Origin of the sequence: Pseudoduganella sp. (assembly GCF_041914865.1) — a bacterium.
Lineage (GTDB): Bacteria > Pseudomonadota > Gammaproteobacteria > Burkholderiales > Burkholderiaceae_D > Rugamonas.
This window is the reverse complement of record NZ_JAYSCO010000075.1, coordinates 15,371-27,746: the sequence shown is the minus strand read 5'-3', so window position 1 is coordinate 27,746 and position 12,376 is coordinate 15,371. Positions and strand designations below refer to the sequence as shown.

Sequence of the window (12,376 nt, the reverse complement as noted above, 5' to 3'; positions counted from 1 at the left end):
CAGTAGGCTCCGCCTACTGTTGAGCCCGTGTCCGATTGCCAGACCTGACCCCGAATCTCGACTCTAAATGACGGCGGGTTCGAGCAGGGTGAGGGTTTGGCGCTGGGTGTCGAGGCGGGCGCGGATGCCCATGGGGATGGTGAACTGGTGGCGGATGTGGCCAAAGCTGTAGCCGGTCACGGCGGGGGCTTTCAGCGGCTTGAGGTGCTGGTCGGTGGTTTCATCCAGCGTGAGGGAGATGTCTTCGTCCTGCGGGCCGCAGTTTTCGCAAATGCCGAGCATGATGCCGGCGGCGTGCTGGAACCCCTGGCTCAGGTGCAGCTGCATCATCATGCGGTCGATGCGGTAGGGGGCTTCGTTGACTTCTTCCAGGAACAAAATGCCGCCTTTGTAATTGGCGGCGTATTCGGTGCCGACCAGGGCGCTCACCAGGCACAGGTTGCCGCCAGTTAGTGGGCCTTCACTTACGCCGGAAACCACGGTGCGCAAGGCGAAGTGCGGTTCGTCCACGGCTTTACGGCTGTTTTCCACGGCCATGGGGATGACGTATTCCGGCTCCGGCCGCATCAGCACGTTGAGCAGGTGCGTGCTGGAATAGTCGGACAGGGTGGAGGATGCCACCGGGCCGTGGAAGGTGACCAGGCCGACTTTTTTCTGGATCGCCAGGTGCAGCGCGGTAATGTCGGAGTAGCCGAGCAGGATTTTGGGGTTGCGCCGGATCAGCTCGTAATCGAGGTGGGCCAGCAGCTGGATGCAGCCGGAACCGCCGCGGATGGCCCAGATGGCTTTCACCTCGGGGTCGGCAAACATGGCGTGCAGGTCGTCCAGCCGTTGCTGCGGCACGCCGCCGTAGTTGCCGTACACGGCGTCCAGGTGCTGGCCCGGCTTGACGCGGAAGCCGAGCGTTTCGATGTTCTTGATGGCCTTGGCAATGGCGGGCGCGTCTGTGTGGCCGCCGGGGGCGACCAGGCCGATGGTGTCGCCCTGCTTCAGGCGCGGCGGTTTGATCAGCTTCATGCTGGGCTTTCGGGAAACAGGACGGCCGCCCGCCGCCACCGCCGCCGTTGCCGGCAAAGCGGTGGCGGCCAGGGCGGCCGCCACGATTCGGCCAAAACTGCGCCGATCAATCAAGTCAGAAGAACTTGTACTTGATGTTGAAGGCGAAGGAACGGCCGCGGCCATCCGCGACGCGTGGGTCCCAGCCGGCGCCCACCACTTCGTCCACGTTGTGGGCGGTGAACGGTGGGTCCTTGTCGAACAGGTTCTGGATGCCGGCCGTGATGGTGGTGTTCTTGAAGCCGGTGTAGGTGCCGGACACGCCGAAGATGCTGTAGTGGCGCACCATCGGGTCGAAGCCGGCCGGCGGGGTGCCTTTGCCGCCGTTCGGTACCTGGTCGGCGTAGTGCGAGGCGAACTTGTTGGTGAACAGCACGCTCCAGTCGCCGCGCGCCACGCTCACGCTGGCATTGTGCTTCCAGCGCAGGTAGACGTCGCGGGTGGCGAATTTGCCGACCTGCTCCTTGTACGGCTGGCCTTCGAATTCGGCGAACTTGAAGGACTTCATCCAGGTGCCGTCCAGCGTGGCCACGGTCTTGTAGGTGCCAATCTTGTAGTCGCCGCGCAGGCCGATGTCCAGGCCACGGGTTTTCAGGCCGGCGGCGTTGATCCAGCCCGCTTCCACGTGGTCGATAACGCCGGTCTGCGGGTTGCGGATGATGTATTCCTGCAGGTATTGCCAGTTGTTCAGCACCACTTGCGGGGTGCGGTTCAGGATGCGGTCCTGGATGTTGATGGCCCAGAAGTCGAGCGAGGCGGTCAGGCCTTCCATCGGTGCCACCACCACGCCCAGGGTGCCCTGCTTGGAGGTTTCCGGTTTCAGGTTGGGGTTGCCGCCGGTGTTGTAGTTCAGGCGCGGGATGGCGCAGAAGGCCGGGTCGCCCGGATGCTTGGCGCAGCCTTCCTGGTCGATCACGCCATTCGGCAGCTCCTGCGACAGGCGGCCGGCGTACAGCTGGACGAAGCTTGGCGCCAGGAAGCCTTCCGAGGCGGAGCCGCGGAACATCAGGTTCTGGGTCGGCTGCCAGCGGAACGAGACTTTCGGGTTGGTGGTGGCGCCGATCACGGAATAATCGTCGCGGCGCACGGCCAGCTGCACTTCCAGGTCCTTGATGATCGGGATCAGGGCTTCGGCATACACGGCGCGGATATTGCGGCTCACTTCCTTCTGGGTCGCGTTGCCCGGTGCCAGCAGGATCTTGGTGGCATCCACGTCCTGGGCGAACTCGTAGGTTTCGCGGCGCAGGTCGACGCCGGCCGCCATCGAGACCGCGCCCGCCGGCAGCTGGAAGACTTCGCCGGAAATCGAGCCGTCCAGCTGGGTCATGGTGGTTTTGCCGTGCTGGAAGCGGCCATAGAACTTGGTCGATTCGATCAGCTGCATCGCGTCGGCCGTCTGGCTCTGGCCCGGCTGCAGCCACGGGTTGATCTTGCCGCTGCCGAGGGCGGCGTAAATCTTGTCGGTCCAGCCGTAGCCGTTGATCAGGTCGGTCTTGGTGGTGCTCTGGGCACGCGACAGGCCGACTTTATAGTCGTACTTGCCGGCCAGTACACCTTCCAGGCCCACCAGGCCGCGCAGGTTCTCGGTGACGTTCTTCTGGGTACGGTTGCCCCATGGCGTCGAGCGCCACTTGTAGATGATCGGCTTGGTCTTGTCGTAGCTCGGGATGTACTGCGTCATGTCCAGGTAGTACGGGCCGCCAACCGGGTAGGCCGCGCCATTGGCCAGGCTGGTGGAAATCTGGACCGGGGTCAATTCGGCAGTCGCTTCGCTGCGCGAGCCCAGCAGTTCCGCGAACAGCTTGTGCTCTGGGCTCAGCTGGAAAGTCGCGCGCGATACGGCATTGGTGCGTTCCACCGGGAAGCTGATCACATAGTCCGCGCCGTAGTCGTAGGCGCAGGAGTATTTGGTGCGGGTCGGCGCGGTGACGTCTTTCCACAGCTCGGTCACATACTGCGACATGCCTTCGATCGAGTCGCACTTGCCCTGGAAGCTGAGCGGGTTGGCCTGCAGGTAGGTGGTGTTGTCGCCGTTCACCTTGAAACCGGTGCCAAGGGCGGTGCCGGCGCCGGTCAGGATGTTGGCGTAGGGCGTGCCGGTGGTGTCCGGCGACAGGCCGCGCGCCGGCTGGTAACCGTTGGCGAAGTCGCGCTGGCTGGACGACAGCTTGTCGTTGACGTCGTGCGTCACGCTGGCCATCACGTTCCAGCCCTGGTCGGCCAGGCTGCCCCAGCCGCCCAAAGCCGAGTAGCGGCGCTGCATGCCGCCGCCGGCTTCGGTGGCGTTGTAGCTGGCTTCCAGCTCCAGGCCGGTGTAATCGGTCTTCAGGATGAAGTTGACCACGCCGCCGATGGCGTCGGTGCCGTAAATGGCGGAGGCGCCGTCCTTCAGGATTTCCACGCGCTGGATCGCACCCAGCGGGATCGAGTTCAGGTCGACTGCCTTGCCGGAGGCGCCATGGTTGCCTACGCGGCGGCCGTTCAGCAGCACCAGGGTGGCGTTCGGGCCCAGGCCGCGCAGCGAGGCAAAGGAGGCGCCGCCGGAGACGCGGTCGGCGTCGGCGCCGAACACGTTATTGCCGGAAGTCATATTGTCGGCACCGGTGCCGTTGGCGGAAATCGTGCGCAGCAGGTCTTCCGTGCTGGTGATGCCGGCTTTTTTGATCGCGTCGAACGTGATGACCTGGACTGGGAGGGCGCCTTCGGAAGCGACGCGCTTAATGCTGGAACCGGTGATCTCCACGCGCTGCATTGGCTGGGCAGCTTGCTGCGCCACGGCAGGGCTTACTACTCCGATAAGCGCAATCAGTTGCGCCAGCTTCTTTACCTTCACGGGCTCTCTCCCAAGTAGAAATAGTTATATGAATGCAGGTTAGCCGTATAGAAAACTTGTCATCCAATGAAAATTGCTGTTGCGTCCATAACTTAATGTAATGAAGGCGTCATATTACTTTTTCGTTCAATGTCCAGGTAGCGCCAATTGGTCAGTTCGACCGGATGTCGCTTGTAGTTTTTTAGCCACGGTTGCTGGATATCGGCCGAAATCGGGTGGATCAGCAGCACCCAGGGGTTGTACGCGTGGATCAGCTGGTTCAGCTCGCGGTACAGCTGCTGGCGCTGCGGCCCGTCGCCCAGCTGGCGCGCTTTCTCGTAGCGGCTGTTGTAATCCGGCAGGTTGAAACGGGCGTAGTTGGCGCGGCCGCTGTTGGGACCGTACAACAGCTGGAAGAAGTTGTCGCCATCCGGAAAGTCGGCAATCCAGTTGGTTTCAAACATCTGCACCTTGCCCAGGCGGCTGGCCTTGATGATCTCGGTCTTCTTGTCGGTCTTGAAGCTGACGCGGATGCCGAGCGCGGTCAGGTTCTTGCGCCACAGCTCGTCGCGCAGGCGGCCCACCATGGTCGGCTCGCTGTGCATGACCAGCGCCAGCGGCTGGCCATTGGGCTGGCTGCGGAAGCCATCCTTGCCCAGCTTGTAGCCGTAGCGGTCGAGCAGGGCGCGCGCCAGCCTGGGGTTGTAGCCGATGGGACTGCGGTAGGCCGGGTCGTAACCCAGCACATTGGGCGGCAGTGGGCTTTGCGCCGGCAGCGCCAGGCCTTTCTTGAGCAGGGCCACGTCCTCGGGACCGTTATAACCCAATGCTATGGCCCGCCGCAGGGCGACTTTTTCCTTGCTGTAGCCGCCGATGACCGGGTCATCCATGTTCATCCACATGTAATAGGTCTGCAGCACGGGGAAGGGCGACAGCACCATGCCGCGCGCGGCCAGCTCCTTCTTCAGCACCGGCTGCGCGCTGGACGGGTCGAGCACCATATCGCGCATCGACTCCGGCACTTGCTCTATATAGTCGAATTCGCCGTTCAGGAAGCCCAGCACGCGCGACTGGTACTCCTCCATGATCTTCACTTCCACCTTGTCCACCAGCGGCAGGCGCTGGCCTTGCCACACCTGGTGGTAGCCCTTGTTGGCGGCCAGCGTGATCTTGTCGCTGCGCTTCCACTCCTCGATGACGAAGGGGCCGCTGCCGACCGGGTGGTTGCCCAGCTGGCTGCCGTAGGCTTCCGCCACTTCGCGCGCCACGGCGCCGGTGGCCGGCAGCGCCAGGTAGAACAGCAGGCTGGGGTCGGGCGCCTTCAGGCGCAGGCGCAGCGTGTACTTGTCGGGCACTTCCAGGCCGGCCAGCTTGCCCTCGAACATGAAGAGCCAGGGCGATTTGATCGCCGGGTCGAACAGGCGCTCGATGGCGTATTTGTAGTCGGCGGCCGTAACTTCGCGCTTTTTTCCCTTAAAAGCCGGATCGTCGCTGAAATACATGCCCGGCTTCAGGCGGAAGGTCCAGACCGTGCCGCTGGCGTCGCTGCTCGGCATTTCGCGCAGGCTGTTCGGCACCAGCTTGACCGGGCGCGCGCTGTAATCGTAGCGCAGCATGGGGTCGAACAGGTTTTCCAGCAGGCTCAGGCTGGCCAGGTCGGAGGCCACGGCGGGGTCCAGTCCGGTTTCACCGGTGGAGAGGAAGGCGTGCAGGACTTTGTCGGCGGCCAGCGCGGCCGGCGCGCTGGCAAGGCCGGCGGCGGCAAGGGCAAGGGCGGTAGCGAGGACACGAAGTTTTTTCATGCGGCAGGAGCATAAGCCAGTGGGCGGCAATGCGCCAGCTTATAACTTTTTTACATGCCAGCCCCGCATTCTTTCATCCGCTGGCCCTATACTTTCGCTGCAAAATTGGTCATCCCATTAGAAGAAGCACATCCATGTCCCTTAATTACATCTGGTCCGGGTTTTTCCTCGTCGGTTTCGCCGCCGCCATCATCCAATGGCTGTTCATGGGCGATACGGAAATCTTCAAGAAGATTATCGACGGCACGTTTGAATCGGCCAAGATGGGGGTGATGGACATTGCGCTGCCGCTGGCCGGCGTGATGACGCTGTGGCTGGGCATCATGAATATCGGCGAAAAGGCCGGCGCCATCGGCTGGCTGGCCAAGGTCATTTCGCCGTTCTTCTCGCGCATCTTCCCGGAAGTGCCGAAAGACCACCCGGCCACCGGCCATATGGTGATGAATTTCTCGGCCAACCTGCTGGGCCTGGACAATGCCGCCACCCCGTTCGGGCTGAAGGCGATGGAGAGCCTGCAGTCGCTCAACCCGAACAAGGATACCGCCAGCAACGCGCAGATCATGTTCCTGGTGCTGCACACCTCGGGCCTGACGCTGATCCCGCTGGCGATCATGGCGCAGCGCGCCATCCTCGGCGCGGCCGACCCGTCGGACATCTTCATCCCCTGCCTGATCGCCACCTATGCCGCCACCATGACCGGCATTATCGCGGTCGGCATCCGGCAGCGCCTGAACCTGTTCGACCCGGTCCTGCTGGGCTGGATCGGCGGCATGACCGGCGCCATCGTCGCGCTGATCTGGTATTTCACCGCCTTCCTGACGCGCGAGCAGATCGAAGTGGTGTCGAAAGTGTCGTCCAACCTGATCCTGATTTCGATCATCGCCATCTTCATCATCGGCGCGCTGCGCAAGGGCGTGAACGTGTATGAAGCCTTTATCGAAGGCGCCAAGGGCGGCATCCAGACCTCGCTGACCGTGATCCCCTACCTGGTGGGCATGCTGGTGGCGATCAGCGTGCTACGCAACGCGGGCGTGTTCACGCTGGTGATGGACGGCTTCAACTGGCTGTTCACCGCGCTTGGCCTGCGCACCGACTTCGTGCCGGCGCTGCCGACCGCGCTGATGAAGCCATTCAGCGGCTCCGGCTCGCGCGCCATGATGATCGACGCGATGACCACCTACGGCCCGGATTCCTTCGTCGGCCGCCTGGCCTGCATCTTCCAGGGTTCGGCCGATACCACCTTCTACATCGTGGCGCTGTACTTTGGTTCCGTCGGCATCCGCAAGACCCGCTATGCCATCTCGTGCGGCCTGATCGCCGACCTGGCCGGTGTGCTGACCGCCATCGCAGTCGCCTACGTATTCTTCGGTTAAGGAGCCGCCATGCGCCGCCAACTCTTCGCAACCCTGCTGGCCGCCAGCTGCGCCGCCCATGCCGCGCTGCCGGAGCCGATCGCCCGCCTGGCCGCCGAAAAGGGCATCCCGGAAGACGCCATCGGCGCGCTGGTGCTGCGCGGCGACCAGGTGCTGGTATCGCACGAAGCCGGGCGCACATTCAATCCGGCATCGACCATGAAGCTGTTCACCACCATGGTCGGCCTGGACACGCTCGGCCCGCAATTCCGCGGCCGCACCGAGCTGCGCACCACGGGCGAAGTGGCGCGCGGCGTGCTGTACGGCGACCTGGTGCTGCGCGGCGGCGCCGATGGCGACCTGACCGCCGACGCCTTCACGCATATGCTGGAAAAGCTGCGCACCAAGGGCATCCGCAAGATCGAAGGCAACCTGGTGCTGGACCGCCAGCTGTGGCAGCCCGCCCGCAACGATATCGGCGTGCCGCCGTTCGACGAGTCGCCCGAGGCCTACTACAACCTGATCCCCGACGCCCTGCTGCTGAACATGAACCTGCAGACGCTGGACATCACGTCCGACGGCAAGTCGATCAAGGCCAGCGCGTTGCCCGAGCTGGCCAACGTGCGCGTGCGCTCGGAGATGACCCTGGTCGATACCGACTGCGCCAACTGGGAAAAAGGCTGGCAGATGCCGGAATACGTGCGCAGCGGCTCGCGCCTGACCCTGGTGCTGAAGGGCACCTTCCCGCGCAACTGCAGCAAGACCAACGTGGTCAACCTGATGGACCGCACCGACTACGCCGAGCGCCTGTTCCGCGCCACCTGGGAACGGCTGGGCGGCAGCTTCACCGGCAGGGCAATCGAGGCCTCCGCCGACCAGTCGCGCGCCTTCAACAGCGCCGAGTCCACGCTGCTGGCCGAACACGTCAGCCGCACGCTGCCCGAAATCGTACGCGACACCAACAAGCCATCCGACAACGGCCTGGCGCGCACGATTTTCCTCAGCCTGGGCAGCCTGCAGGCCGACCCGGTGCTGGGCAGCCGCCCGCTGCAGGACCAGGCCGGGTCGCCTGTGCCGGGCGGCGGCGAGGACGCGCCCGCACCGATGACCACCCAGGCGCGCGCCGAGATGGTGGTCCGCAACTGGCTGCGCGCGCAAGGCATCGACGATACCGGCATGGTGTTCGACAACGGCTCCGGCCTGTCGCGCATCGAGCGCTTCAGCCCGCAGCAGATGGCCGGCCTGCTGAAAGCCGCGCAGAAATCGCTGTGGATGCCCGAATTCCTCACCAGCCTGCCGATCGCCGGCATCGACGGCACCATGAAGCGCCGCCTGAAGGAAGGCCCGGCCGCCATGCGCGCCCGCGTCAAGACCGGCACCCTGAAGAACGTGGTCGCCATCGCCGGCTACGTGCCGGACGCCAACGGCCAGCAATGCATCGTGGTGGTGATGGTCAACCACGACCGCACCGGCAACGGCAACGGCCGCGCCATCGTGGACGGCATGATCGACTGGGTCGCCCGCAGCGCGGCCCCATGACCGTCTAAAAGATCTGCATGAAATTTCGCACATCGGTAGCACTATTGGCTAGCGCCTTTGCCGCAAACCCGGCTTTCGCGCAGCAAAACTCCGACCTGGTAATCGAGTCGATTACGTTCGATCCACCCATTGGCAGCACAGTGCCCGAACAGACACCAATCCTAGCAACGATCAAGTTTCGCTTCTCCAAACCCGCTTCACCATTGCGCGCTTGGGTTCGTATTTTTGACGAAACCTACAAATCACAATACATCGGCGTACCAGAAAGCATGGCCCCTGGCACGCACGTCATTACTCGTGGCGCATATTTGACCGAGCCTGGGACATTGGAAAGAATGACGGTCGTGTTCAAGGACATCAATTCGGCCGAAGTATTCAGGCAGGATGTTGCGGTCCAGTACAAATTCGTCCGCAATCCCGCATTAGACGCTCGCAAGTGGGATGGTACTGGCTCGGCTATCACCAAGGTAAGCTTACCTGGTGGAATACAGGCTTCAGTCAAGAAGGGCGCCTTCATTCCAGTCGAGTTGGATTACGCCATCAACACGCCGAACGGACTGTTCGCCAGTGTCGTACCGGATACCAAGTGCAGCATGACCTACTCTGGCCTCGTGAAGCCCCTGTACGCTAGAGGAAAAGTGCGCGTGGGGTTCACGGTTGGAGAAAAGTGCGCCATCAAGAAAATGAAAGTCCTCCTGCGGAATGAAGCAGAAAGACAAGTGTACGAGACGCTCGTCGATGTCGACCTGACGATTACAGATTAACTTCAATGCGCCCACCTCTTACGAGCGCAGGGCAGTGCCCGCCAGAAGTTGACAATATCGACATGAGTGCCCACACTCCGGGGCACCTAAAGCTACCGGAGAGTTACCTTTATGACCCGCCTGAATCGCGCGTTGCCTATCGCGCTGGCCTTGCTGGCCGCCTTCCCTGCCGCCCACGCTGAGTATTCGATGCCGCCTGCAGCGCTGCAGGCCATTGTTGACGCGCCGCGCGCGCCTGCCCTGTTCCTCGGACCGAACCGCGACGTGGCCGGGCTGGTGCAGATGCCTTCGCTGCCAAGCATCGTTGAAGTGGCGCAGCCGGAGCTGAAGCTGGCCGGCGTGCGCATCAACCCGCGCACTTATGCGGCCAGCCGCTTCTCCTTCGGTTCCAACCTGATGCTGATGAACGTGGCCGATGCCAAACAGGTCCAGGTCAGCGGCCTGCCCAAGCAACTGCGCCTGGCCGACGTGGCCTGGTCGCCGGACCAGCGCTACCTGGCCTTCACCCATGTCTCCGTCGGCGATGCCAACGGCAAGGGTGCAGGCGTGGAGCTGTGGGTGGTGGACGTGGCTGCGCACAAGGCGCGCCGGGTCGGCACGCAGCAGCTGTCGGCGGTGTTCAACCGCGGCTTCTCCTGGCTGCCGGACAGCAAGGGCTTCATCGTTACGCTGCGCACTGGCGGCGTGGCGCCGCAGCCGTCCGGCATCCCGACCGGTCCGGTGATCCAGGAGTCCAAGGGCGGCCCGGCGCGCCAGCTGCGCACCTACCAGGACTTGCTGAAGAATGAGGAAGACGCGAAGATCTTCGAGCACTACGCCACCGCGCAACTGGCCAGCATCGACCTGCAGGGCAAGGTCAAAGCGATTGGCGCGCCAGCCATCATCACCTCCGTGACCGTCTCGCCGAACGGCGCCAACCTGCTGACCACCACCGTGCAGCGCCCGTTCTCGTATGCGGTGCCGGTATCGAGCTTCGCGCGCCGTATTGAAGTGCGCGACTTTGGCGGCAAGCTGGTGCACCTGGTCGCCGAGAAGCCGGTGGAAGAGGGCCTGCCGCCGGGTAACGACGCGGTGTCCGTCGGCGCGCGCAGCGTGAGCTGGCGCGCCGATGCGCCGGCCACCCTGGTGTGGGCCGAAGCGCAGGACGGCGGCGACCCGTCCAAACAGGTGGACATCCGCGACCACGTCTACTCCCTGGCGGCGCCGTTCAAGGCGCAGCCGACGCTGCTGGCCAAACTGGGCTCGCGCTACTCCGGCGTGCGCTGGGGCCGTGGCGACCTGGCCCTGATTACCGAATACTGGTGGAAGACGCGCGCCCTGAAGGAATGGCGCGTGCGCCCGGACCAGCCGGAAGCGGCGGCCGAACTGGCCTTCGCCTACTCCTCGGAAGACCGCTACAACGACCCGGGCGACCCGGTCACCAGGCCGGATGCGGCGGGCAACCAGCGCCTGGTCATCGGCGCCAACGACACCCTGCTGCTGAAGGGCGAGGGCGCGTCGCCGGAAGGCGACCGTCCATTCCTGGACCGCTACAGCCTGGCCACCAGGTCGAAGGAGCGCCTGTTCCACAGCGCCGCGCCGTTCTACGAGAACGTGGTTTCCGTGCTGGACAACGACGGCAAGCGTATCCTGACCACGCGCGAAGCGCCGACCGAGCGCCCGAACTACTATGTGCGCGAAGGCGAAGCGCTGCGCGCCATCACCAGCTTCCCGCATCCCTTGCCGCAGCTGAAGGACGTGCAGAAAGAGCAGATCCGCTACAAGCGCGCCGACGGCGTCGACCTGACCGCGACCCTGATGCTGCCGCCGAAGTACGACGTCAAGCGCGACGGCCCGCTGCCGATGCTGATGTGGGCCTACCCGGCGGAATTCAAATCGGCCGCCGCCGCCAGCCAGACCACCGGCTCGCCTTACCACTTCAACGCGGTCAGCTACTGGGGTCCGGCGGCCTTCCTGGCCATGGGTTACGCGGTGCTGGATAACCCGTCCTTCCCAATCGTGGGCCAGGGCGACGCGGAGCCGAACGACACCTACGTGCCACAGCTGGTGGCCGACGCCGAAGCGGCGGTGGAGGAAGTGGTGAAGCGCGGCGTGGCAGACCGCCACCGTATCGCCGTCGGCGGCCACTCCTACGGCGCTTTCATGACGGGCAACCTGCTGGCGCACACGCGCCTGTTCAAGGCCGGCATCGCGCGCAGCGGCGCCTACAACCGCACCCTGACCCCGTTCGGCTTCCAGTCGGAGGAACGCATCTTCTGGAAGGCGAAGGACACCTACCAGACCATGTCGCCGTTCAACAATGCGGAGAAGATCAAGGACGCCCTGCTGCTGATCCACGGCGAGCAGGATAACAATCCTGGCACCTTCCCGGTACAGAGCGAGCGCATGTTCCATGCGGTGAAAGGCCTGGGCGGCACCACGCGCCTGGTCATGCTGCCGAACGAAAGCCACGGCTACCGCGCGCGCGAGTCGATCATGACCATGCTGGCCGAGACCAACGCCTGGCTGGACAAGTACGTCAAAAACGCCAAGCAGTAATGAAACAGGGCGGCGGTGCGAACCGCCGCCTTTTTTATTTCCCGTCCGGGAAGACGGCGACCAGTTCGACCTCGATCACCAGTTCGGGCATGAACAGGCGCTGCACGCCGATCCAGCTGGCGGCCGGGTAGTGGTTGTCGTAGAAGGGCAGGCGCACGTTGGCGGCCTTTACCAGCGCGTCCATATCCGTGGTGAACACATTCTCTTTGACCACGTCCTTGAAGGTCAGCCCGTGCGCGGCCAGGATGCGGCCCAGGCGCGTGTACACGGTTTTCACCGCCGCAGGCATATCGCCGCTTGCCGTGTGCCCGGAGATGTACAAGGTATTCCCACTGCGCACCGCCTGGCAGTAGCCGACGTCGCGCTCCATTTTCTCGTTTACGTGGTAGCAGCCCGGCTGCACCTTCGACGGGCCCGGCACGGACGGCCCGCCCTGGGCGTGGGCGAGGGAAGCAGCCAGCATCAAGGCTGCGGCGAGCATGTGGCGCATGGAAGTCTCCTTGGTAGAATGGT

General features: G+C 64.0%; 8 protein-coding genes. 4 read left to right on the top strand and 4 right to left on the bottom strand.

All coding sequences use genetic code 11. The annotated features are described in order from the left end of the window. Positions 1-63 precede the first annotated feature (63 nt). The 3 genes from ACE3TQ_RS24090 to ACE3TQ_RS24080 form a co-directional block, all read right to left on the bottom strand. Positions 64-1,017 carry an LD-carboxypeptidase gene (locus ACE3TQ_RS24090; RefSeq protein WP_374585785.1) on the bottom strand — a complete coding sequence of 318 codons (954 nt, stop codon included), beginning with the start codon at positions 1,015-1,017 and terminating at the stop codon, positions 64-66. A 115-nt stretch (positions 1,018-1,132) separates the two neighbouring features. Further along, entirely contained in the window at positions 1,133-3,889 is a 2,757-nt protein-coding gene (locus ACE3TQ_RS24085) for a TonB-dependent receptor (protein ID WP_374585783.1), read from the bottom strand. 92 nt (positions 3,890-3,981) lie between these two features. Then, complete coding sequence (locus ACE3TQ_RS24080; RefSeq protein ID WP_374585781.1) at positions 3,982-5,670, bottom strand: ABC transporter substrate-binding protein; 1,689 nt, start codon at positions 5,668-5,670, stop codon at positions 3,982-3,984. 134 nt (positions 5,671-5,804) lie between these two features. Between ACE3TQ_RS24080 and ACE3TQ_RS24075 the strand changes: the two genes are divergently transcribed. From ACE3TQ_RS24075 to ACE3TQ_RS24060, 4 genes are all read left to right on the top strand, one after another. Next, positions 5,805-7,043: a nucleoside recognition domain-containing protein gene (locus ACE3TQ_RS24075; RefSeq protein ID WP_374585779.1), complete on the top strand. Its 1,239-nt coding sequence runs from the start codon at positions 5,805-5,807 to the stop codon at positions 7,041-7,043. Between the two features lie 9 nt (positions 7,044-7,052). After that, positions 7,053-8,561, top strand: coding sequence for a D-alanyl-D-alanine carboxypeptidase/D-alanyl-D-alanine-endopeptidase (gene dacB / locus ACE3TQ_RS24070; RefSeq protein ID WP_374585777.1), 1,509 nt, complete (start codon positions 7,053-7,055; stop codon positions 8,559-8,561). A 17-nt stretch (positions 8,562-8,578) separates the two neighbouring features. After that, positions 8,579-9,325: a hypothetical protein gene (locus ACE3TQ_RS24065; protein ID WP_374585775.1), complete on the top strand. Its 747-nt coding sequence runs from the start codon at positions 8,579-8,581 to the stop codon at positions 9,323-9,325. 111 nt (positions 9,326-9,436) lie between these two features. Beyond that, positions 9,437-11,863, top strand: coding sequence for a prolyl oligopeptidase family serine peptidase (locus ACE3TQ_RS24060; RefSeq protein ID WP_374585773.1), 2,427 nt, complete (start codon positions 9,437-9,439; stop codon positions 11,861-11,863). Between the two features lie 34 nt (positions 11,864-11,897). Here ACE3TQ_RS24060 and ACE3TQ_RS24055 read toward each other — a convergent pair whose 3' ends face one another. Further along, positions 11,898-12,353, bottom strand: a complete 456-nt coding sequence (locus tag ACE3TQ_RS24055) for a RidA family protein (protein WP_374585771.1) — start codon at positions 12,351-12,353, stop codon at positions 11,898-11,900. Positions 12,354-12,376 lie beyond the last annotated feature (23 nt).

Excerpts from the sequence above, each read along its gene's own strand:
- ACE3TQ_RS24075 (WP_374585779.1), top strand. The coding sequence starts at position 5,805 with ATGTCCCTTAATTACATCTGGTCCGGGTTTTTCCTCGTCGGTTTCGCC.
- ACE3TQ_RS24060 (WP_374585773.1), top strand. The coding sequence starts at position 9,437 with ATGACCCGCCTGAATCGCGCGTTGCCTATCGCGCTGGCCTTGCTGGCC.
- ACE3TQ_RS24080 (WP_374585781.1), bottom strand. The coding sequence starts at position 5,670 with ATGAAAAAACTTCGTGTCCTCGCTACCGCCCTTGCCCTTGCCGCCGCC.
- ACE3TQ_RS24065 (WP_374585775.1), top strand. The coding sequence starts at position 8,579 with ATGAAATTTCGCACATCGGTAGCACTATTGGCTAGCGCCTTTGCCGCA.
- ACE3TQ_RS24090 (WP_374585785.1), bottom strand. The coding sequence starts at position 1,017 with ATGAAGCTGATCAAACCGCCGCGCCTGAAGCAGGGCGACACCATCGGC.
- dacB (WP_374585777.1), top strand. The coding sequence starts at position 7,053 with ATGCGCCGCCAACTCTTCGCAACCCTGCTGGCCGCCAGCTGCGCCGCC.
- ACE3TQ_RS24055 (WP_374585771.1), bottom strand. The coding sequence starts at position 12,353 with ATGCGCCACATGCTCGCCGCAGCCTTGATGCTGGCTGCTTCCCTCGCC.